The organism is Algoriphagus resistens (assembly GCF_001442615.1).
GTDB lineage: Bacteria > Bacteroidota > Bacteroidia > Cytophagales > Cyclobacteriaceae > Algoriphagus > Algoriphagus resistens.
The window spans coordinates 177,369-200,191 of the sequence record NZ_LMXN01000001.1; the positions used below are offsets into that span (position 1 = coordinate 177,369).

Here is a 22,823-nt window from a genome sequence, read left to right on the forward strand (position 1 = left end):
GTTCGAATAGGGCAATGCTTTTAACAATCAATAGGAGTTGGAAAATACTAGCCTGTGTGGGTGATCATGCAAGCTTCAGGGTATTATCAAAAGTCAAATGATAGCAGAGCACAGAGCAAATCATATTCAGGTGATGTAATGTCAGTAATAAACAAACATCCCTAGAAGCAGCGGTAGTAGATTCCTTGGAATCAATTCTTTACCTCTTATGAACATAAATAAATTACAAACCCAAAAACCATAAAAAAATGAATGTAAGATTACCTTATTTTAGGGGTCATTCAATTCTGATAGTGCTTTTGCTCCTTGGGACATTAGTGCTTTCCGGTGCCTCCTATGCGCAGCAACGCACCGTGACAGGGACGGTGACAACAGGGGATGACCCATTGGGGCTTCCAGGAGTTAATGTATTGCTAAAAGGTACTACCCTAGGTACCGTGACTGATATTGACGGTAACTATTCAATCAATGTACCTGAAGGGAATGAAGTGTTGGTTTTCTCCATGATTGGATTTGAGAAACAGGAAGTAGAGGTAGGATCAAGGGCAATTATCGATATTATGCTGTCCGAGGATATCAGCGCGCTTGATGAAGTAGTGGTTGTAGGCTATGGTACCGTAAAGAAAAGTGACCTGACAGGATCTGTGTCTGCACTAAAAAAAGAAGATTTTAATCAGGGAGCAATCGCTACACCTGAGCAGCTTCTGGCAGGCAAAATGCCAGGTGTACAAGTAGTACAGAACAGTGCCGAACCTGGAGGGGGGATGTCTGTAAACATCCGTGGTGTAGGTTCTATCAATTCGGGTAATTCTCCTCTATATGTGATAGACGGATTACCATTTGGCAACAGTTCTGCTGTTTCGGGGGCTGGAGAGCGTTTTCCTGCCCCAAGGACGGAAAGATCTCCTCTAAGCTCAATAAACCCGGCTGATATAGAATCAATTGAAGTGCTTAAAGATGCTTCTGCTACAGCCATATATGGAGCAAGAGGAGCAAATGGGGTAATCTTAATTACGACCAGAAATGGTAAGAAGGGAAAGTTAAAGGTGACCTACGATGGGTATGCGGGAGTTCAGAATGTAGCTAACAAAATAGACCTATTGGATGCAGCTGAGTATAAGACAATCATAAATGAGATTATCAAATCTGGTGGAGGATCATCAACGGATCAGGTAGAGGATTATGATGGAAACGGCACGGACTGGTTGGATGAAGTTTATAATCCCAATGCTGGTATCCAAAGTCACAACCTTTCTCTTTCCGGAGGAAATGAAGCAACGAGCTATTTGATCTCTTTTAACTATTTCAATCAGAACGGATTGGTAATGAATTCCTCTTTTGAACGGTATGGATTGAGATTTAATCTTGACCATAAAGTAGATGAAAAGTTTCACACAGGAATAAACATGAGCTCCAATTATTCGAAAGATCAGTTTACCCCGGGAGGCTTTCAATTAAATGAACATGCGGGAGTTGTTTTTGCAGCAATGCAAATGGATCCAACATTGGAAGTAAAGGATGAGAACGGTGACTATGTCATTTCCCAACATATCAATGTGGATAATCCTGTGGCATTGGCAAATGGTAAAAGAGGCATCGGAAATACCTACAGAACCTTCGGATCTGTCTACGGAGAATATTTCTTTCTTCCTGAATTCTCCTTTCGTTTAAATTTAGGTGGAGATGTAAGCAACCAGCAACGTGATTACTACATTGACAGAACGACCATTGATGGGTTGGCAGCAGGGGGAATTGCAACGATTCTTCACGGAACAGCTTCAAATTATCTGGTGGAAGGGCTTTTTAATTATAAAAAGTCAGTAGGAAACCACTCCTTCAATGCAGTAGCTGGTGTGACCACACAGAAATTTATGACTAACAGGTTTTCCGCTGAAGGACGGGGCTTTCCTTCAGATGCTACCGAAACTTATAATTTGGATCTGGGCAATCCCAACCTGAACGTAATAGGAAGCAGTAAAGTAGATAATACTTTACTGTCTTATTTAGCTAGACTGAATTATACATTTAACAGTAAGTACCTCCTGACAGGATCAATCCGTGCAGATGGATCCTCACGATTTGGGGAAAACAATAAGTTTGGGTATTTCCCTTCCTTTGCAGCTGGCTGGAAAATTAATGAAGAGGGTTTTTTCTCTGATATAGAAGAAACTGTAAGTACGCTGAAATTGAGGGCGAGCTGGGGAAAAACAGGTAATCAGGAAATAGGGAATTTTCAATCAATCAGCACTTTCAGTGGAGGGCCTACAGTGGTCTATGATGATGAACAGCGATCATCCACCCAACCTGCAAGAATTGCAAATCCTGATCTGAAGTGGGAAACAACTGAGCAATTGGATTTTGGAATTGATTATGGATTCTGGGGAGACAGACTCTACGGAAGTGTCGATTGGTATGTTAAAAATACTTCAGACATGCTTTTGTCTCTGCCTATTCCCAGATCAACAGGGTTTACTTCCCAATTGACCAATATCGGTGGAATCAGAAATTCCGGGTTTGAATTTGCCCTTACTTCCAGAAATATTTCTTCGGGTAAAGTCAAGTGGGTTACAAATCTGGTCTTTACCACTTTAAAGAATAAAGTGACTGACCTGGGAGGAATAGAAAGAATTGTTTCGGGAAGTGCAGGGGCAACCGGCCAGATAGCCATCATTGAAGAGGGAATCCCGTTGGAGTCATTTTACGGGTACGAAGTTCTTGGGATTTGGCAGACCGGAGACGATTTTGAATCCACAAATGATAATGTAGTTCCCGGAGACATTAAATATAGAGACATCAACGGTGACGGTACCGTCAACACGGATGATCGGGTTGTTCTTGGTAATTCATTTCCCAAGTTCATCTGGTCGATGGGAAACACGGTTAGCTATAAAGGGTTTGATTTATACGTGTTTATTGAAGGAGTGGAAGGAGCCAAAATGCTTAATAATGGCCTGATCGATACTTATTTTCCAGCCGGGGTAAGGAGAAACAGGTATGCTGAACCTTTACTAAACAGATGGACTCCTGAAAATCCATCGAATGAATTTCCTTCTTTTGTAAATACGAGTAGCCAAGGTGAGAAACGTGTAAATAGTATCACGGTTGAAGATGCATCTTACCTCAGACTCAATACAGTCAAGCTGAGTTATCATTTTCCGGCTAGCCGCGGGATATTCAGTGCTGCCACAATAAATGTAACAGGTCAGAATCTGTTTACAATTACTGATTATAGCGGAATGGATCCTGCTATTAACCCGAATGGTGGAGCCAATTTTAGAATAGACTGGAATGCATTTCCGGTGGCCAGGACTTTTTTGGCAGGCATCAGTTTCACACTCTAATTTATGGAAATCATGAAAATCAAAAGTATATATCAATATATAGTTGTTGCACTGATTACTTGTATAACAGTTAGTTGTTCAGATTATCTTAAAGAGGAGCCTTATTCTCAACTGGCTCCTGAAAACTTCCTGAAGACTAAGGAAGGTATAGAGTCATTGATGGGAGCTGCATATGCAAATGCTTCCAATATGATATCCAATAATTCCATTTATGTATTTGCCGCGGATGAATGGATTACGGATTTTGCATTCCAGTCTGGTGACGGAGTGAATGCTACTGCGGTACAATACATAAATTTCACCTGGGATGCGTCAATCGGATTGCTGCAGGGAGAAAGTTGGGATTATCCCTATCGGGCTATACGAAATGCAAACCTTGTTCTGGAAAATCTAGAGGAATTAGAGGATTCTGAGGAAAATAAGATGGTTTATAGAGCTGAAGCAAGATTCATTCGTGCTATCAGCTATATAAAGCTCTATTGGAAATTCGGTACTGTCCCCTTGAGAATATCTAGCGATGATGAACTTCAGTTGCCTAGGGCTTCTGATGAAGAGTTGACTGCTTTCATTGAAACAGAACTTCTAGCAGCATTGCAGGATTTGCCTGCTCCTGGGGAAGAAGCGAATTACGGTAGAGCCCATAAAGCTGCTGCGCAGGGATGGCTTTCAAATTTTTATCTCAACAATAAAGAATGGCAAAAATCAGCGGATTTCGCCTCCCAGATCATGGACCAGTGGAACTATGGTTTATTCCCGGTGTATGAAGATTTGTTCAAAGTTGAAAATGAACGGAACAATGAATATATCTGGGTACGACCAGCAAAGACCAGTGCGGATAGAAGTGCCTCCAATAGTTGGATGAACACAGCATTCCCAGTAGGATTTGCCAGCGACCCAAGAACTGGCCTTGAGTTTTCTAATTCTTGGAGAAACTGGCCTAATGAATTCAGGATCAGGGACAATTTTTATTTTTCCTTTGGTGAAAATGACAATAGGAGAAACTTGATTCTCCATGAATACATCAACACTGAAGGTGATTTGATATCCCTATTGGATGAACCTGACAATACACGATCATTTAAATATTGGCCGGACCCGGAGGGGGTAAATGCTTCCTTCGGAAATGATATTCCTGAAATAAGATTTGCGGAAATCCTTCTCAACAGAGCGGAAGCATTGAATGAATTAAATGGACCAAATCAGGAGTCTATAGATTTGATCAATAGAATTAGGGCAAGGGCAGGTATGGATGCCCCCTTGAAGCTAAGCGATTTTGCCTCCAAAGAAGCACTCCGAATGCAAATACTCGATGAAAGGGGCTGGGAGTTTTATTCTGAGGGTAAGAGAAGATTGGATTTGATCAGAATGGATAAGTTAATTGAGTTTGCCCATGCTAGAGGTGCAACCAATGCGAAGCCTTTTCACCGACTGTATCCAATTCCATTTGCAACCTTGGATGCAAATCCTCTGCTCACGCAAAATGAAGGATATTAAATTGCTTGATAGATTGGGTAAATTGATCCTTCTGAGCTTTTGTTTCCTTGGTACCTTTTTAGGTGCCAAGGGCAGAGGCGAGGCTGTTCAGGATATACCGGAAAAACCCAATATACTGTTGATTTATGTGGATGATTTAGGGTATGGGGATATTCCCAATTATCCAGGATCCATCAGTAATTCCATTGCAGAAACTCCAAATATTGGACAGCTTATCCAATCTGGAATGAGTTTTACCAATGCATATTCTTCTGCACCTCTTTGTTCTGCAGCCCGGGCGGCATTGTTGACAGGCAAGTCTCCAGCGAGATTAGGTTTTGAATTTGTTACCAAATATGAGAAAGATTCCTTGGGCTGGGATGCAGAACAGTGGGTTACTTTATTCAAAAATAAAAAACTTATTTCCCCACCGATTACACTGAATCTCCCTTTGGGGGAGGAGACAATGGCGGAGGGGCTTAAAAAGTCGGGTTATGAAACAGGGATAGTAGGAAAGTGGCATGTGGCTTCTCACCATAAAGTATATAAAGGATGGAGCCTTACCCATGGTCCTGCGCAACAGGGCTTTGATACCGCAAAGGAAACCTTCGGGGCCCATCCTTATAGTGGTATGAAATCATCTCCCCAACTGAACAAGGGTGAATATCCGGAAGATTTACTTACTTCTGAAGCAGTAAAATTCATTGAGAAGAAACATGATTCCCCGTTCTTTTTAATGGTTAGTCATTATTTTGTCCATACGCCCCATTTGATCGGTTTGCAGTGGATTGAAGAAAAATATAAAACTAAACTGAACCGTGAGCTAACTGAAGGGGAAGTCCGCTACGCTGCAAACGTAGAATTGCTGGATCATTATGTAGGCCAAGTAGTACAGGCGTTGGAAAACTCAGGGCTTAAAGAAAATACAGTGGTACTGTTTACCTCAGATAACGGAGGGCATCCGGACTATGCGCATCATGCCCCATTTAGAGGAAGTAAATGGAATCTTTACGAAGCAGGTATCCGTATCCCGATGGTGATTTCTTGGCCTGGTGTGATAAAGGCCAACAGCTTGCAGGACACTCCGGTGATTCAAACTGATTTTTTCCCGACTTTCATGGCTTTGGCTGGAAATTTCTCTCAGGAGCCAAATGAATTAGATGGACAATCCATACTTCCGTTACTGACCGGAAATACATTTAGTAGGGAGAAACCTCTTTATTGGTACTTCCCATACTATCACCCGGAAGGTGGGGCATACGATGAGGCATTGACAGAAATCGGTGTGGAGGATGGCAAAACCAGCCAGACCCGACCTCAAGCGGCTTTGCGAAAAGGTTCTATGAAGCTTGTTTATTTTTTTGACACAGAGCAAATGGAACTTTACGATCTCAAAAGTGATCCTGCTGAATCCCATGATCTTAGTACGACACGTCAATGGGATGCTAAATTGATGAAAGAAGACTTGCTGAATAGGCTATATGCTGCCAATGCAAGATTTCCAAGGAATAACCCTCAAACCTATTAACCTATGAAGACAGTCTGCCTTTTAATTAGTTTACTTTCAATCAGTTTCATGGTCGCTGCCCGTCAATTTGATGATTCCAAAGTCCCTGGGGTCGTTGTTGCCTATAGTCCTGCTTCGTCAGGTAAGTATATTGGTTCTCCGAGTTTAGCGATTTTGCCTAACGGGGATTATGTGGCGTCCCATGATTTGTTTGGGCCTGAGTCAAATGAACATGTACGGGCCACTTCCAAAATATACACTTCAACTAATAAGGGGAAATCCTGGAAGGAAATCTCCGTAGTTGACGGTGCATTCTGGTCTAAGCTTTTCGTGAATCAAGAGAAACTGTATTTTTTGGGAACAGACAGGCACCATGGCAATACGATTATCAGAAAATCAGATGATAACGGAGTGACTTGGACCGATCCGGTAAACAGTTCCAGTGGATTGTTGCTAGCGGGAGAATATCACTGCGCACCTATGCCTGTGATTGAATATGACGGTAGAATTTGGAGAGGGATGGAAAGTGCAATGGGACCGGTCAAGAAGTGGGGGAAGCGTTATGGTGCTTTTATGCTATCTGCTCCCATAGCTGCTGATTTATTGGATGCAGATAACTGGACATCCAGTACTATCTTATACTACGATTCAACCTATCTGGACGGGAATTTTGGTGGATGGTTAGAAGGCAATGCGGTGGTGGATAGGCAAGGACAGCTGTGGGACATGTTGCGGGTTGACGACCGATCTACATTGGAGGAAAAAGCGGCACGGGTCAAAATAAGCCCTGACGGTAAAACAGCTTCCTTTGATCCGGTGACAGGGTTTATAAATTTCCCTGGGGGAAGCAAAAAATTCACCATTCGATACGATGAAGTCAGTGAATTGTATTGGACTATCGCCAATGTAATACCGGAAGAAATCAAACAGGACAATGAAGGTAAAAATCCAGCCAGTTTTAGAAATACACAAGCTTTATTCTCTTCAGCTGATTTAATTAAGTGGGAGCAAAAGGAAGTGTTGCTTCAACATCAGGATGTGACTAAGCATGGTTTTCAATATGTGGATTGGCTTTTCGATGGCAAGGATATTCTCTTCTTATCTAGAACTGCCTATGAGGATGGAGTGGGAGGAGCCCATAATAACCACGATGCAAATTTTCTTACTTTCCATCGAATTAAGAAGTTTAGAAAACTATAAATGGAAGAGATTCAAAATCAGGAATTCTACACAAATTCTGTTTCGATTCCGTTTCTAGCAATTTATTTGGTGATCCAGCATGGGGTCTAATGTATGATTTACACTGAGATTATAATTTAACCAGAACTGATGGCAACTTTCTAATTATAAGACAATTATGAAAAAAATATTATTTATAGCATCAATTTTAAGTTTTTGCATTCTTTCCTTTTGCTCGGAAAAAAGCAGTGATGCAGAATCTAAAACAGAAGCTCAGAATAAAGACTTTGAAATTGTAAAATACAACAATCCCAAAACCACATCTTTTTTGGGAGTTGGGCTTTGGGCCTGGCCCCTTCCCATGGATTACGATGGAGATGGTGATATGGATATGTTGGTTTCCTGTCCTGATAAGCCATTCAATGGGTTATACTTTTTTGAAAATACCACTGGAGAGGACTTTCCGGATTTTGCTCCTCCGGTACGTCTAGGGGATGCCATCAAAAATGTGCAGATCTCCCATACAGAGGAAGGAATAAAAGTAAATGTACCGGGTGCTGAATTGGTGGATTTTAAGGAAAAACTCGGAAGTGAGGAGCATGTTCTTTTTAATGCGGAGGAACTCAAGAAAGGGTTTGAGAAGGTTCGTTTCAACCAATGGAAGATGGTCGATTATGACGGAGATGATGATCTGGATGTGATAGTAGGGATAGATGACTGGGCTGATTACGGATGGGATAATGCTTTTAATGAGCAGGGAGTCTGGGTTAATGGACCCCTTCACGGTTTTGTCTTTCTATTGGAAAATGTAGAGGGGAAATATTTAAATAGAGGAAGACTTGAAGCTGGGGGGAAGATGATTGACGTGTATGGAGCACCCTCTCCCAATTTTGCTGATTACGACGGGGACGGAGATCTGGATCTGATCTGTGGGGAATTTTTGGATCGTATGACATATTTTGAAAATACCGGGACAAGAGAAAATCCTCGGTATAAAGAAGGTGTGTTTCTGAAAAATGAGACTGGCCTGATCAGGATGGATTTGGAGATGATCATACCCGTGGCCGTAGATTGGGATCAGGATGGACATGTGGATTTGGTCGTCGGGGATGAGGATGGGAGAGTGGCACTGATCAAAAATACTGGAAGCCTTAAGGATAATGTGCCCCAATTTGATTCCCCTAAGTATTTCAGACAGCAATCGGACAACCTTAAATTTGGGGCTCTGGCCACACCAGTCAGCGTTGACTGGGACAATGATGGGGATGAAGATATCATCACCGGAAATTCGGCTGGTTATTTTGCTTTTATAGAGAATCTGGGAGGGGGAGACAAACCAAGTTGGGAGGAGCCAAAATTGCTGGAAGCGGATGGAAAACCTATCCGTATACAGGCAGATGAAAATGGGTCTATCCAAGGGCCTGCTGAAGCTAAATGGGGATATACCACGCTATCGGTAGCAGACTGGGATGGTGACGGAAATAAGGACATTGTTTTCAATTCTATATGGGGGAAGATTGAATGGATCAGAAATACCGGTTCAGTCCTGGAAGCTCCCCAGCCGATCAAAGTCAACCGTGGAAAGGAAACTGCTACAAACCCTGAATGGAACTGGTGGAACTCCGCGCAGGATGAATTGGTGACCCAATGGAGAACCACACCTGTTGCTATTGATTGGGATTCCGATGGGGTGATGGATCTGGTGATGCTGGACCACGAAGGCTATCTTTCATTTTTCAAAGGGGTGAATGATAATGGACAACAGGCCATATTGCCGGGAAAAAGAATATTTTATGGGGAGGGAACTTCAGTGTTTACCAATAAAGACAAAGCTGAAAATGATGAAAGTGGCCCATTGCGGCTGAATAATGCCGAAGCAGGTGGTAGCGGAAGAAGAAAAATAGCAGTGGTCGACTGGGATAATGACGGTGATCTTGATTTATTGGTGAATAGTGTCAATGTGTCTCTGTTTGAGAATATAAGCCAAGAGCCCGAAAAGGTAGTATTCATCCATAAAGGTCCTCTCTCAGAAAAAGTCCTGGCAGGCCATACTACCAGCCCAACAGTGGTGGATTGGAATAAGGATGGTGAATGGGAAGTGCTGGCAGGTGCAGAAGATGGACATTTCTACCACTTCCAAAGATGATTGTATTTTGAAGAGAACTGCTACTACAATACTATTTAAAACTAAAGAAATAATACATTTCTTATTAAGTCTTCAAACCACCTGCCTGATTGCGTTGCTGTTTACGGTAACTCAATGCCAAACCAGAACCTCACACGTGAACAACACTAATTCAACCTTAGATTCACTTTTAATTGAAGAAATCCAGTTAACCCATCTACCTCAGGGCCATTTCCTAAACCAGCGACAGGCATTCTCCCCAGATAATGAATATTTGGTTTTTGATAATAGAAATGATGATTCCCAAATTGGTGAGAATGGAAGTATCCAGCTGGTTCATATTGCATCTAAACAAGTGGAAACAGTTTATGAAATTCCTAATCAATCATTTTTTGGCCCTGGGTCAGGAGCGGTTTCATTTCATCCTTCCCAAAAAAAAATTGTCTTTATCCATGGTCTGAATAATGCATCTGAGAGTATTCCATATGGGGTTACCAGGAGAATTGCAATGCAGGTGAATCTTGAAAAAGAGAATCAATTCACGCGTTTGGAAGCAAGAGACGTAGTGACTCCTTATACAAAGGGTGCTTTGCGGGGTGGCTCGCATGCCTATTCGTATAGCTCAGATGGTCAACTACTAAGCTTTACATATAATGATGCTATTCTCGCGGATGAATCTGTCACCAATCCTGAAGTGCGTGACTTAAGAACCGTAGGAGCATTTCTGTTGGACAAGCAAGTATCTATTCTGGGTGAAGGCAATGAAGAAAATTTTGATGGAAATGGGTTCGCTTTTTTACTTGCTGAGGTAACTGGTAATCCCAAGCCAGGATCGGATGAAATCAGTAAAGCGTACGAGGAATGCTGGGTTGGAAATGCCGGTTATAGTAAGTTGGATGGAACTATTCAGAAACGTGCAATGGCTTTTTTGGGGGATGTAATTTCAGAATCAGGTGAGAAAGTAACCGAAGTATTTATAGCCGATATTCCCGCTAACTCAGCTAGCATAATTGAATCGGTAAATGCAGGAAGCAGAATAAGCCTACCGTCTATTCCAGCTGGAGTGAGGCAGCGTAGACTAACCTTTACAACTGGGAATAAATATCCTGGCATACAAGGTCCAAGGCAATGGCTAAGAACCTCTCCAGATGGCGATGCTATTTATTTCTATAGAAAGGACGATTCCGGAGTAGTTCAGATATATTCGGTCTCTCCAAATGGAGGGGAATGCAACCCGGTAACTGCCAATGGCTTTTCATCAGATACATCTTTTAGCCTGAGTTCAGATGGGAAATACCTTGCCTATGGTGCAAAGGAAGCGCTATATATCACCAGAGTCTCTGATGGGAAGACATCAAAGATTTTAGATGCACCAGATACTGCCTACAGCAGCCTATCTAATATTAATTGGTCCAATTCAGGACATACCCTTGCTTATAATAGGAAAGTAGACCAAGACGGTCAGGCTTTTTTTCAAATATTCATCTTAAACCTAACGGCCTTTTTAAACCATAACTTATGACTTCATTTTCATTATCAAATTCCCCCTTGCGCGGTATTGTTCCCCCAATGGTCACTCCGCTCAATCCAGACGGTTCTCTGGATACGGCCAGTACAGAAAAACTGATTGAACACCTGATAGAAGGAGGGGTTCATGGTATTTTTATTCTGGGTACCACAGGGGAGTTTTCAGGTTTAAGTTATCAGACCCGAAAGGATCTCATCACCCAGACCTGTCAACAGGTAGGGGATAGAATCCCTGTATTGGTAGGTATTACCGATGTTTCTATCGAGGAAAGTATTAGACTGTCAGAATTTTCCTCTGCTGCAGGGGCGTATGCAGTGGTTGCAGCACCGCCATTTTACGCTAACATTGATCAGGAAGAGTTGGCCCGCTATTATATGCAATTGGCGGACAGAATTTCACTTCCTCTTTTTTTATATAATATGCCATCTCATACCAAGCTGACCATTGAGGTAAATACGGTAACCAGGCTTTCCTCACATCAGCGGATTATTGGTTTAAAGGACAGTTCTGCGCATGCAGTTTATTTTCAGTCACTGTGCCATGCGTTTCAGGATCAGCCGGATTTTGTATTGATGGTGGGGCCTGAGGAAATGATGGCCGAAACAGTTCTGATGGGAGGCTTTGGCGGAGTATGTGGAGGTGCTAATTTATTTCCAAAACTCTATGTAGAGCTTTACGATGCGGCAGCGGGAAGGGATTTTGAAAAGATGAGGGCCTGTCAGCATGCAGTTATGGAAATCAGCAAAAATATCTATCAGGTCGGCCAATACAAGTCAAGTTACATGAAAGGGTTGAAAACCTCCCTTTCCTTTCTCGGGTTATGCCAGCCGCACTTTGCAGCACCACTTTTTCCCTTTTCAGAAACTGAAGTAAGAGAGTTGCGAACCCGTTTTGATAGGATTATATCAGAAGTGAAAGTATCTGTGTAATCTAGCCAGTCTAATCGTCGAGGAACAGGACTTCCTCCAAACCCAAAATACCCCTAGTCAATGGAATTACCTTTAATAGATTTACTAGTTTTTCTTGCCTACATGGCGGCCATTGTGCTGTTCGGAATATCCTTTTCATTCAGGAAAAGAACAGCATTGGAATATACCACAGGAGGGGGAAGGCTGCCGAGCTGGGCTATTGGGATGTCCATCTTTGCCACATTTGTCAGTAGCATCAGTTTTCTTGCTCTTCCCGGAAATGCCTATTTATCCAATTGGAATGGATTTGTCTTTAGCCTTTCTATTCCTATAGCGGCTTGGTTTGCAGTACGCTATTTTGTTCCGCTTTACAGAAATCTTCAAAGTGAATCTGCATATTATTATTTGGAGACCAGATTCGGTCCATGGGCAAGAACCTATGCGTCCATCTGCTATCTTCTGACCCAATTGGCAAGGATGGGGGCTATTATGTACCTGCTGGCTTTACCTATGAATGCTTTATTTGGTTGGAGCATTCCTTTGATTATCATTTGCACCGGAGTAAGTGTGGTTGTTTATGCCATGCTCGGGGGAATTGAAGCGGTGATCTGGACGGATGCTATTCAGGGGATTGTATTGATAGGCGGGGCGTTGACGTGTGTGCTGGTAATCCTGTTTTCCATGCCAAATGGACCCGGAGAAGTTTTTACTATTGCTGCAGAAGCGGACAAATTTAGTCTTGGCAGCTTTGAGTTCAACTTTGTGGAATCTACTTTTTGGATGATTCTTGTCTATGGACTTTTTATCAACCTCCAGAATTTCGGGATTGACCAAAGCTACATACAACGGTACATCACGGCCCGAACTGAAAAGGAAGCCAAGCGATCCACCTGGTTTGGAAGCCTGCTCTATGTACCGGTATCGCTTTTGTTTTTCTTTATCGGTACAGCCCTTTTTTCCTATTACCAGGCATTTCCGGATTTGCTACCCGAAAGTCTGAAAGCTGCAGAGAATGCAGATAAAGTTTTCCCCCATTTTATCGTCACTGGGTTGCCCACAGGGCTTACGGGCTTGTTGATCGCTTCCATATTTGCGGCTGGAATGAGTACGGTGTCAACAAGTATCAATAGTTCTGCAACGGTTTTTCTTTCGGATCATTACCGGAAGTATATCAATAAAGACACAAGTGAAAAGCAGTCCATGCGCGTATTGCTCATTACCTCCTTTGTGATGGGTGGGTTGAGCATTGTTGTGGGGTTGGCCTTTAATGGGGTGACCAGCGCATTGGATGCATGGTGGGCCTTGTCCTCAATTTTCAGCGGAGGGATTTTGGGACTGTTCTTACTAGGATTTGTGGTTAAAAAAGCTCCCGGTAAAGCAGCGGCTGTAGGCGTGTTTTGCGGTGTTCTGGTGATTGGCTGGATGAGCCTTTCTCCGGTGTTAATGAGTGGAACTTCCTTGGATGGATTCCAAAATACCTTACATACCAACTTGACCATTGTGATGGGGACACTGACCATTTTTATTGTAGGGTTCTTGGTGACAGGGCTATTTTCAAAACAAACCACGGGAATATCATGAGTTATGTAATTGGATTGGACTATGGTACGGACTCGGTCCGCGCCTTGTTGGTCAATGCGGTAAGCGGGGAAACCGTGGAGAGTTCGGTTTTTACCTATCCACGTTGGGGGCAGCGACTTTATTGTGATGCTTCAAAAAGTCAATTCAGACAGCATCCCTTGGATCATTTGGAAGGATTGGAGAAAACCGTTTCTGATGTGGTGATAAAATCCGGTGTGGATAAAAAACAAATCAAGGGTATCTGTGTGGATACGACAGGATCCTCCCCCATGGCGGTAAATGAGCGGGGAATCTCACTGGCCATGGTTCCGGGTTATGAAGAAAATCCAAATGCAATGATGGTATTGTGGAAAGACCACACAGCCATCCAGGAAGCGGCAGAAATTACTGCGCTGTCCAAAACTTGGGGAGGGGAAGACTTTACGAAATATTCCGGTGGAATATATTCCTCGGAATGGTTTTGGGCTAAAATTTTATCAATTCACCGCAAGGATAAAACCGTCGCCAAAGCAGCGTTTTCCTGGATGGAACACTGTGATTTTATAACTGCGATTCTTACGGGGTCAAATCCTAAACAAATCAAGAGGAGTAGATGTGCCGCCGGCCATAAAGCCATGTGGCATGAGGACTGGCAAGGTTTACCTTCAAAGGAATTTCTTGGCCTCCTTGATTTTTCTTTATCCAGTCTTAGAGACAATTTATATTCCCAGACCTATACTTCCAATGAACCGGCAGGTAAAATCAGCCAGGAATGGGCTTCAACACTGGGGCTTTCTGAAGAAACCCTGATAGCTGTAGGCACAATCGATGCGCATGCCGGCGCAGTTGGGGCAGGGATTGGGGCGTATTCTTTAGTTAAGGTAATAGGAACATCTACCTGTGATATTTTAGTGGCCTCCCGGCAGGAAATGGAGAAGAAACTGGTCAAAGGCATTTGCGGTCAGGTCAATGGTTCTGTCCTACCTGGTATGATAGGTTTGGAAGCTGGCCAAGCGGGTTTCGGAGATGTTCTGGCATGGTTTTCCGGCATACTGTTGGGGCCATTCATTGAATTGATCAACAGCAGCAATCAGATTGGTTTTCAGGATAAGGCTATTCTGTTGGCAGAAATGAAGGATCGGATGCTTACATATCTATCGGACGAAGCTCAGAAATTGCAGAAAGAAGCCAGTACCCCCCTGGCTTTGGACTGGATCAATGGCAGACGCTCCCCAGATGTAAATGAGTCGCTACAAGGGGGAGTCCTTGGATTGAATATGGGGACCACTGCGGCACATATTTTCAAAAGTCTGGTAGAGGCTTTGTGTTTTGGCTCCAAAAGAATCATAGCGCGCTTTGAAGAGGAAGGATTGAGGATTGAAGATATAATTGCCATTGGCGGTGTAGCAAATAAATCCAGTCTGGTAATGCAGACCATGGCTGATGTACTGCAACGAACGATCAAAGTGACTGCTTCCACCCAAACCCCTGCATTGGGATCTGCTATCTATGCGGCTGTGGCCAGTCAGCTTTATACTTCTATGGATACTGCTATTTCTGCAATGGGTCAGGGTTTCAATGCGATTTATTCGCCTGATCCACAAATGGAAAAATTCTATGCTGATAAATATACCCACTACCTCAGTCTGGGTAGCGCCGCAGAGGAGTTTTCTAAAAGTGATTGAATGAAATTGATTACAGAAAGCTTGTTTACTGCATAAGAGGCTCTCTTGAAATTGAGTAAACCATGCCTATTCCAGCGACATTGGCTGGAAGGGCTTTTTAAACTGTGGTTTTAGACCAAAGAAAAGTAGTATAGCCGGAGACATACTTTAAAAACTCCCATCTTATCTTATTTGTCTTGATTAGTGGTGTTTTTTTCAGATTCTGCTGCTAAACCTCTAAAATTGAAATTGGCCAAAAGTGGTATGGTTTCGTCCGATTTTGGACAATTATTTTTGCTAGGAATGGCTTTTTATACTTATTTAGCCCCTTTTCTTTGGCATGGTTCTATGCTAATTATTTTTGTACTGATTATTCTCTTTCAATTATGCTTCGAAATATTCTTAAAGTTTCTTTTAGAAATCTAAAGCGTGACAAAGTCTACACATTCATCAATATCCTTGGACTGACCACTGGGATAGCTGCTGGCATTTTTATCTTACTCTGGATTACCGACGAAGTGTCTTTTGATGATTTTCACTCAGAGAGAGACCGAATCTATAGTGTGATGATTAATAATCACCAGGCCGAAGGTAGGATTGACACTTATTCAGCCACTCCGGCGATTTTAAAAGAAGCCCTGCTCGCAGAAATACCGGAAGTAGAGCTGGCCGCCCGGTACAGCTTTGAAACTGAATTGCTCATCAAACATTCTACATTTTCATTTCAGGAAAATGGAATTTATGCTGATCCTGATTTATTCAGCATCTTAAGCTTTCCTATATTATCAGGAAATAAGGCCAATCCGATTGAAGAGCAAAATACTATTGCAATTTCCCAAAGACTTGCTTCCAAACTTTTCCATGAAGAAAATCCTATCGGTAAAACGGTTGCAATTGGTGAAGGCCAGGATTTGACGGTGTCGGAAGTCTTTGAGAATATCCCGGACCATTCTTCTCTGCAATTCGATTTTGTCATTCCTTTTGAGCTCTTTTTAAAAGAAAATCCCTGGACTGAGCATTGGGCAAGCGGCGGAAGCCGCACCTTGGTATTGCTCAGGGAAAACAGCAGCATTCCAAACGAAAAAATAGCTTCGCTGATTTCAGCCCAGTGTCAGGATTGTACCACAACACCCTTTTTATTTCCTTTTAAGCAACAGCGCTTATACGGGGAGTTTGAGAATGGTACCAATATAGGTGGGAGAATTCAGCAGGTCTATCTATTTGCCGGTGTAGCCCTCCTGATCCTTGCGATGGCCTGTATCAATTTTATGAACCTGTCTACTGCCCGCTCTGCCAGCAGAAGCAGGGAGGTAGGAATCAGGAAAACAATTGGAGCCAGCCGAATCGGACTGATTGTCCAGTTTATTTCTGAGTCAGTCTTATTGGCCTGGATTGCTTTGATCATGGCGTTGATTCTTGTTCAGCTGATGCTTCCTTTCTTTAATCAAGTAACTGGCAAATCGATGGTATTGGATCTGAGCAATCCAATATTACTTACCGGGATGCTAGGCATCACCATGTTTACAGGGGTGATGGCAGGTAGCTATCCGGCGTTGGTATTGTCGGGATTCAACCCATCCAAAGTTCTTAAAGGAGATGCCAGGGCAGGTCTTGCCGGAGGCAACATCCGTAAAGGTCTGGTGGTGGCACAGTTTGCTGCCTCAGCAGTTTTGGTCATAGGCAGCTTGGCTGTGTATAAACAAATTAACTATATCAGTGAAAGGAACTTGGGGTTTGACCGAGAAAATATTCTGGTTTTAGATCAGAATGAAGGCATGGTCAAAGCCTATGAAGGAATAAAGAATGAGCTGCAGCAGATTCCGGGCGTTGAAAGCATCGCCTTTGGAGGGAATAATATTTTTTCTGTACCCATTACAAGTACTGACCCTGTATGGACAGGAAAGTCAGAAACGGCATCAGTCAATTTCAAAATCTATCGCTGTGATGCGGGTTTTTTACCGACCTTGAATATTCCTCTTTTACAGGGGAGGAATTTTAGAGATCAGCGGGATGCCTCCAATTACCTGATCAACAAAAAGGCTGCTGAGATGATGAGATTAACCCTGGAGGATGCTGTAGGGACCAAACTGGAAATGTGGCAGGGTGCAGGTGAAATAGTGGGGATCACAGAAGATTTCCATAATGATAATCTGAAGTTTGGCATTCAACCTATGATCTTCATGTATTCAGAGCAGGTGGGCAATCATTATTTTATCCGACTCTCGGATGATCAGCCCTTGGATGAACTTGTTGGGGAAGTGGCTGCAGTCTATAAAAAGTATAACCCGGATTACCCTTTTGAATATTCATTTTTGAACGAGGTGTTTGATCAGGAGTACCGTCTGGAACAGGTCATGGGGAAACTTTCCCTTGCCTTTACATTTCTGGCAATAGGGATTTCTTGCCTGGGGCTTTTCGGTCTTGCACTATTTACCGCTGAGCAACGGGCAAAGGAAATCGGTGTCCGAAAGGTAATGGGAGCTTCGGTGGCCGACCTGGTGCTGATGCTTTGCAGGGACTTTGCAGTGTTGGTAGGAGTGAGCCTGGTGATCGGTTTTCCTTTAGCATGGGTACTAATAGACAAATACCTCTCGGGCTATAGTTTTCATACCGAAATCCACTGGACTCTTTATTTAGGTGTAGCTCTCTTTATGTTGTTGCTCACCTTAGGGTCAGTGGGGTATCAGTCAATCAAAGCCGCTGTTTCCAATCCTGTGGACACTTTGCAGAGTGAGGGGTGATTGATTGATAAAGAGTTGGGTAATAGCAGAAATAGATGGGGTTAAGCTTTTCAGTCAAAAAGCTTAACCTTTGCTCCAAAGTACTATGCTGACTTGAGTATAATGGCTTTTTACCTGATCTGAAAGGACAAAGTACAAAAGTTTTTTTTCTCTGTTCAGACTATTGATTGTACAGAAAGAAATCGGCTTTTTTATCCTTCCGGGATTCCCCATTGATACGTTTCCGAGTCTAAATCCTACAGTTCCATCTGATTTTTTAACGGTTCGCAAAGATATATTTTCCAGTAATTCTATGGCAACCCATATTCACAGTGTCAATCTCTGAGAATGCCATGTCGACTTGGAACCGTCTATATATACTAGCCGCACTTTTTACATTAAGTTCTCTCTTTCCTGCATCTGGACAGGATCTGTCTGTCGGTTCTTTTGCTGAGGCTTTTGAATATGCCCATGCCCACCAACCGGACTATCTTATCTGGGAGAAAACAGCTGACCAGCAGACCTACGAAGTGCATAATGCAAAGGGTGGTTTAATGCCCAAGATTAAAGCTTATGGAAATTATGACAATTTCCTTCAGCTTCCGGTTCAGTTGGTGCCTTCTGAAGCATTTGGAGGAGAACCTGGCACATTTACCGAAATACAGTTTGGTACACAGTACCAATTGGATGTTGGACTGGAAGCAAGTCTCCCATTAATCGATACCAAAGTTTGGAACAGGGTAAGATCAGCCCATCTGGAAAAACAACTCAGCGATTCCGAATTGCAATCAGCCCGTCAAAATCATAAGGAACAACTCGCCCGTACGTATCATCTGGCCTTACTCAGTCAGGAAGCTTTGAAGATCAGTGAAGATAACTACAAAGCTGCAGACAGCATCCATCAGCTAGCCAGGCAGCAATTTGATCAAGGAGTTCTGGAGCCTCTTCCTTATCAGCGTCTCAAGGCAGCCGCCTTCCGCGCCAAGTCCCAGTATCATAAGCAAGTATCTTCCACTTCTTCCAACTGTAACAAATTAAAGTACCTATTGGGACTAGACCAAGGAGATTCTATCCACCTGACCGAGACTATTTTCTTTCAGGGCATGCCAGAGGAAATGCCCAACTACCTTTTGGAAACACAGCCTGACTATCAGGGAGCAACTGTATCATTGGAATTGGCAGAACGAAACCTGAAAGCATCCCGGCAAAGATATCTCCCAACGCTGAATGCCATTGGAAGGTATTCGCAACAGGCCTGGTCCAATGATACTAGGATGTCCAATTATACCTGGTTCAGTACAGCGATGATAGGGCTGAGATTAGAATGGACAATTTTCGGTGGGAACCTTACCAGGAATCAAATCAATTCAACCAAACTGCAACGTGAAATTGCGGAAGCCAGACTGCATCAAACTGAACAGCAGTTGGTCCAAGAGCAACATGACCTATCCACTGATCTGGTTCAAAACCTGGAAATTCTGAAAAGTTATAGAGAAACTTATGCGGTATATGAGGACAATTATCGACTTGCCCAGATCCAGTTCCGGGAAGGGGTGATCAGCATAGATGAGCTGCTACAGGTACAACAGGAACTTTGGGACAATCAAAGACAATATTTAAACAGTCTGGCGGATTATCTCATAGCCAAAGCCCTGATCGCAATTAAATCAGAGTAATCATTAAAAAATACATTAAATCCATGTCCATAATGCAGAATCTGTCCAACAAAATCAGCTCTTGGGGATACCTGGTTTTTCCTGTCTTGGTATCATGTGGAAACGGAGAAACATTGAGCCCGCAGATCAAACCCCTGACAGAGGCGGTGTATGCATCAGGATATATCCAATCCAAGGGGGAATTTGAACTTACTGCCCAATCGGAAGGAATCCTCAAGAAGCAGCTTGTGGAAGAAGGGGGTTATGTGGAAGCAGGCCAGGCTCTTTTTGAAATTGCAAGTACTGCCCAGGAGGCAAGATTGGCCAATGCTCAAAACCTATATGAGCTGGCCAGCAAAAATTCCAGTAGTACCAGCCCCTTGCTGGCAGAAGCCCAAAATGCGGTTGAACTTAGCTGGGAACAATATCAAGCAGATTCGATCAACTATATTCGCTACACCAACCTGTGGAATGAAAAGGCAACTTCCCAATCCAAATATGACGCGGCTGTCACTGCCTTCAATTCTTCCAAGCTCTCATGGGTTCAAAGCAAAAACAAGCTGGAAAACCGACGGGACCAGTTAAAAATCGAGCGGGATCAAGCTTATCAACAATTGCTATCTGCGCGGGAAGAGTCTGGTTTTTATACGGTGAAAGCTGAACAGCCTGGAATTTTCTTCCAAAGTGGTAAAGAACCCGGCGAATTGGTTCGGAAAGGTGATTTACTTGCTGTGTTGGGTTTGGAAGGAGGATTTATTGCTAATCTGAAAGTGGATGAACAGGATATTTCCCGATTGAGGATAGGGCAAAAAGTAATGCTGAAAATAGATGCTTATCCTGATAGCATTTATAGGGCCAATCTGGAAAAAATCTACACCAAAGTGGATCCGCGTGACCAGATGCTGCGGGTGGACGCAGCTGTTCAGGACAAACTTCCTGGGAAATATACCGGATTGGCATTAGAGGCAAATATTGTGACCAGGAAAAAAGATTCCGCACTGGTTATCCCACGGAATTTACTGATGGAGGGAGATAGTGTCAAAGTAGAAAAAGACGGCGAAGAACAAAAGGTAAAAGTGGAGATAGGACTGCGTACCCTCAGTGAGCTGGAGATTTTATCCGGAATTGACCGGAATACAAAACTCATCAAACCATGAGGGTGATTTTCTCCATAGCCAAAACCCATCTGCTGGCCAAACCCAAACAGTCTCTAGTGGCTATGCTCGGGGTGACTTTTGGCATAGGGATGTTCGTGGCTATGGTCAGTTTGATGAGTGGGCTTAATAATTTTACAGAAGAACTCACGATGACTTCTTCACCGGACATCCATATTTATAAGGATATCACCGGGGAGCGGGTTTCCATTTTGGAGCAGCTGAATCCAGGAGGTATCAATTTTGTGCATCACCCCAAACCCAAAAATGAATCGCAAAAAATCAGGAATGCCTTTCAGATAGCTGAATTGATCCGTCAAGATCCGGATGTTCTGGGTGCCGCTCCACAATTGTCCAGCCAGGTATTTTACAATTTCGGTCCCGTGCAGCTTAACGGAAACATTGCGGGGGTAGACATACTGGAAGAAGACAAGCTATTTGGCCTTTCATCCAAGATGAAGGCAGGAGAAATCGCAGGTCTGCTCACCACCACCAATGGCCTGATCATGGGAAGCGGACTTGCCAAAACTCTTTCCCTTTCGGTAGGTGACAATGTGACCGTCACCACGCCGGAGGGAGTTACTATATCACTCAAAGTGGTTGGGATATTTCAGATGGGCCTTGGAGAAATTGATAATATCCGCAGTTATGCAAATATATCCACGGTACAGAAAATTCTTGGCAAAGACCAGGGTTACATCACTGATATCAATGTGAAGCTGGTAGATCTCTATCAGGCAAAGGCCAAAGCCATTCAGATCCAGTCTATTTTCGGATACAAAGCCGAAGACTGGGAGACGGCAAATGCGACATTTCTTGCTGGGGCGGTGATCCGCAATATCATGACTTATTCGGTATCCATTACCTTGTTGATCGTTGCTGGTTTTGGAATTTATAATATTCTGAATATGACTATTTTCAGTAAGATGAAAGACATAGCTATCCTAAAGGCGACAGGATTTGCAGCCAAGGATGTCTCGGGCATCTTTATGACGCAGTCGCTTGTTATCGGTTTAATAGGAAGCGTATTGGGGTTAATACTGGGATTTATTCTATCCTATTTACTTTCGCTGGCTCCGTTTGACGGTGGGGACGTTATCTCCATTGATGCATTGCCAGTGAGTTTTGATCCATTGTACTATGTAATAGGGATTGTATTTGGTGTAGCCACTACTGCGGTGGCAGGTTATATGCCTTCCCGTAAAGCAGGGCATGTGGATCCTATTGAGATAATCCGTGGCATCTAGCCAAACAACTGCTAATTGATTTAGAATGAAGGAGATAATATTGGAAACAAAGGGGATCACTAAGTATTTCCATGAACCACAGACCTTTCAGGTGCTCAAGGACATCAACTTGAAAGTAGTTAAAGGTGAGTTCCTTAGTCTGGTAGGCAAATCAGGATGTGGAAAATCTACTTTGATGTATCTGCTGAGCACCATGGATACCGATTACGAGGGTATTCTGGAAATCAACGGGGAGAATCTTACCGGAAGACGTGCAGACTATCTGGCTGGATTTCGGAACCAACATATAGGTTTTGTATTTCAGTTTCATTTTCTCCTTCCTGAATTTACTTCCTTACAGAATGTGATGATTCCCGCGCTCAAGCTGGGGAAATATCCCGAGTCCAAGATCAAAAAGCGGGCGATGGAGAAACTTGAAATGCTAGGTATAGCAGACCAAGCAGAAAAGATGTCTTCCAAGCTGTCTGGAGGACAACAGCAACGTGTCGCAATTGCCCGCGCACTGATCAATGATCCGGCCTTGATTATGGGAGATGAGCCCACGGGGAATCTGGACAGTACTAATTCAGATATTGTATTCGATATATTTAGAAAGCTGACGCGTGATTTTGGGCAGACAATCATTGCTGTCACCCATGATGATGATTTTGCTGCCAATTCAGACCGAATAATTGAAATGAGTGATGGAAAAATCGTCGGTTAAACGTCCTTCAGCTCCACCAAAAGAGGAGCATTTTACCCAGGTCCAGAGAGAACTATATT

The 22,823-nt window shown here is 43.2% G+C and carries 14 protein-coding genes; all 14 read left to right on the plus strand.

The features are described from left to right. The first annotated feature begins 248 nt into the window (after nt 1-248). Complete coding sequence (locus AS141_RS00600; RefSeq protein ID WP_057935680.1) at nt 249-3,341, plus strand: SusC/RagA family TonB-linked outer membrane protein; 3,093 nt, start codon at nt 249-251, stop codon at nt 3,339-3,341. 12 nt (nt 3,342-3,353) lie between these two features. Continuing rightward, entirely contained in the window at nt 3,354-4,835 is a 1,482-nt protein-coding gene (locus AS141_RS00605; protein WP_057936189.1) for a RagB/SusD family nutrient uptake outer membrane protein, read from the plus strand. Next, nucleotides 4,822-6,342 carry a sulfatase gene (locus AS141_RS00610; RefSeq protein WP_057935681.1) on the plus strand — a complete coding sequence of 507 codons (1,521 nt, stop codon included), beginning with the start codon at nt 4,822-4,824 and terminating at the stop codon, nt 6,340-6,342. The genes AS141_RS00605 and AS141_RS00610 overlap by 14 nt, the downstream gene beginning before the upstream one ends. A 3-nt stretch (nt 6,343-6,345) precedes the next feature. Then, nucleotides 6,346-7,521 carry a sialidase family protein gene (locus AS141_RS00615; RefSeq protein ID WP_057935682.1) on the plus strand — a complete coding sequence of 392 codons (1,176 nt, stop codon included), beginning with the start codon at nt 6,346-6,348 and terminating at the stop codon, nt 7,519-7,521. Nucleotides 7,522-7,678: 157 nt separating this feature from the next. Beyond that, the gene (locus AS141_RS00620) at nt 7,679-9,646 is read left to right on the plus strand and encodes an FG-GAP repeat domain-containing protein (RefSeq protein WP_057935683.1); all 1,968 of its coding nucleotides are present in this window, start codon (nt 7,679-7,681) and stop codon (nt 9,644-9,646) included. A gap of 136 nt (nt 9,647-9,782) precedes the next feature. Further along, nucleotides 9,783-11,147, plus strand: a complete 1,365-nt coding sequence (locus AS141_RS00625; RefSeq protein WP_057935684.1) for a DUF3748 domain-containing protein — start codon at nt 9,783-9,785, stop codon at nt 11,145-11,147. Next, the gene (locus tag AS141_RS00630; protein WP_057935685.1) at nt 11,144-12,082 is read left to right on the plus strand and encodes a dihydrodipicolinate synthase family protein; all 939 of its coding nucleotides are present in this window, start codon (nt 11,144-11,146) and stop codon (nt 12,080-12,082) included. The genes AS141_RS00625 and AS141_RS00630 overlap by 4 nt, the downstream gene beginning before the upstream one ends. Before the next feature lie 60 nt (nt 12,083-12,142). After that, the gene (locus tag AS141_RS00635; protein ID WP_057935686.1) at nt 12,143-13,642 is read left to right on the plus strand and encodes a sodium:solute symporter; all 1,500 of its coding nucleotides are present in this window, start codon (nt 12,143-12,145) and stop codon (nt 13,640-13,642) included. Next, the gene (locus AS141_RS00640; RefSeq protein WP_082632115.1) at nt 13,639-15,306 is read left to right on the plus strand and encodes a ribulokinase; all 1,668 of its coding nucleotides are present in this window, start codon (nt 13,639-13,641) and stop codon (nt 15,304-15,306) included. Before AS141_RS00635 ends, AS141_RS00640 begins: the two co-directional genes overlap by 4 nt. Nucleotides 15,307-15,671: 365 nt before the next feature. Continuing rightward, nucleotides 15,672-18,026 (plus strand): ABC transporter permease, encoded by a 2,355-nt coding sequence (locus tag AS141_RS00650; RefSeq protein WP_057935688.1) that lies wholly within the window; start codon nt 15,672-15,674, stop codon nt 18,024-18,026. Nucleotides 18,027-18,358: 332 nt separating this feature from the next. Further along, on the plus strand, nt 18,359-19,681 hold the full coding sequence (locus tag AS141_RS00655) for a TolC family protein (protein WP_157243344.1): 1,323 nt from the start codon (nt 18,359-18,361) through the stop codon (nt 19,679-19,681). A gap of 32 nt (nt 19,682-19,713) precedes the next feature. Beyond that, nucleotides 19,714-20,817: an efflux RND transporter periplasmic adaptor subunit gene (locus tag AS141_RS00660; protein ID WP_057935690.1), complete on the plus strand. Its 1,104-nt coding sequence runs from the start codon at nt 19,714-19,716 to the stop codon at nt 20,815-20,817. Then, nucleotides 20,814-22,061 (plus strand): ABC transporter permease, encoded by a 1,248-nt coding sequence (locus tag AS141_RS00665; RefSeq protein ID WP_057935691.1) that lies wholly within the window; start codon nt 20,814-20,816, stop codon nt 22,059-22,061. Before AS141_RS00660 ends, AS141_RS00665 begins: the two co-directional genes overlap by 4 nt. Before the next feature lie 25 nt (nt 22,062-22,086). Next, nucleotides 22,087-22,764: an ABC transporter ATP-binding protein gene (locus tag AS141_RS00670; protein WP_057935692.1), complete on the plus strand. Its 678-nt coding sequence runs from the start codon at nt 22,087-22,089 to the stop codon at nt 22,762-22,764. The last annotated feature ends 59 nt before the right edge of the window (nt 22,765-22,823 follow it).

Bases quoted from the DNA above. Each gene is read 5' to 3' on its own strand.
- AS141_RS00635 (WP_057935686.1), top strand. From the start codon at position 12,143: ATGGAATTACCTTTAATAGATTTACTAGTTTTTCTTGCCTACATGGCG.
- AS141_RS00660 (WP_057935690.1), top strand. From the start codon at position 19,714: ATGCAGAATCTGTCCAACAAAATCAGCTCTTGGGGATACCTGGTTTTT.
- AS141_RS00655 (WP_157243344.1), top strand. From the start codon at position 18,359: ATGTCGACTTGGAACCGTCTATATATACTAGCCGCACTTTTTACATTA.
- AS141_RS00640 (WP_082632115.1), top strand. From the start codon at position 13,639: ATGAGTTATGTAATTGGATTGGACTATGGTACGGACTCGGTCCGCGCC.
- AS141_RS00650 (WP_057935688.1), top strand. From the start codon at position 15,672: ATGCTTCGAAATATTCTTAAAGTTTCTTTTAGAAATCTAAAGCGTGAC.
- AS141_RS00615 (WP_057935682.1), top strand. From the start codon at position 6,346: ATGAAGACAGTCTGCCTTTTAATTAGTTTACTTTCAATCAGTTTCATG.
- AS141_RS00610 (WP_057935681.1), top strand. From the start codon at position 4,822: ATGAAGGATATTAAATTGCTTGATAGATTGGGTAAATTGATCCTTCTG.
- AS141_RS00600 (WP_057935680.1), top strand. From the start codon at position 249: ATGAATGTAAGATTACCTTATTTTAGGGGTCATTCAATTCTGATAGTG.
- AS141_RS00620 (WP_057935683.1), top strand. From the start codon at position 7,679: ATGAAAAAAATATTATTTATAGCATCAATTTTAAGTTTTTGCATTCTT.
- AS141_RS00630 (WP_057935685.1), top strand. From the start codon at position 11,144: ATGACTTCATTTTCATTATCAAATTCCCCCTTGCGCGGTATTGTTCCC.
- AS141_RS00665 (WP_057935691.1), top strand. From the start codon at position 20,814: ATGAGGGTGATTTTCTCCATAGCCAAAACCCATCTGCTGGCCAAACCC.
- AS141_RS00670 (WP_057935692.1), top strand. From the start codon at position 22,087: ATGAAGGAGATAATATTGGAAACAAAGGGGATCACTAAGTATTTCCAT.
- AS141_RS00605 (WP_057936189.1), top strand. From the start codon at position 3,354: ATGAAAATCAAAAGTATATATCAATATATAGTTGTTGCACTGATTACT.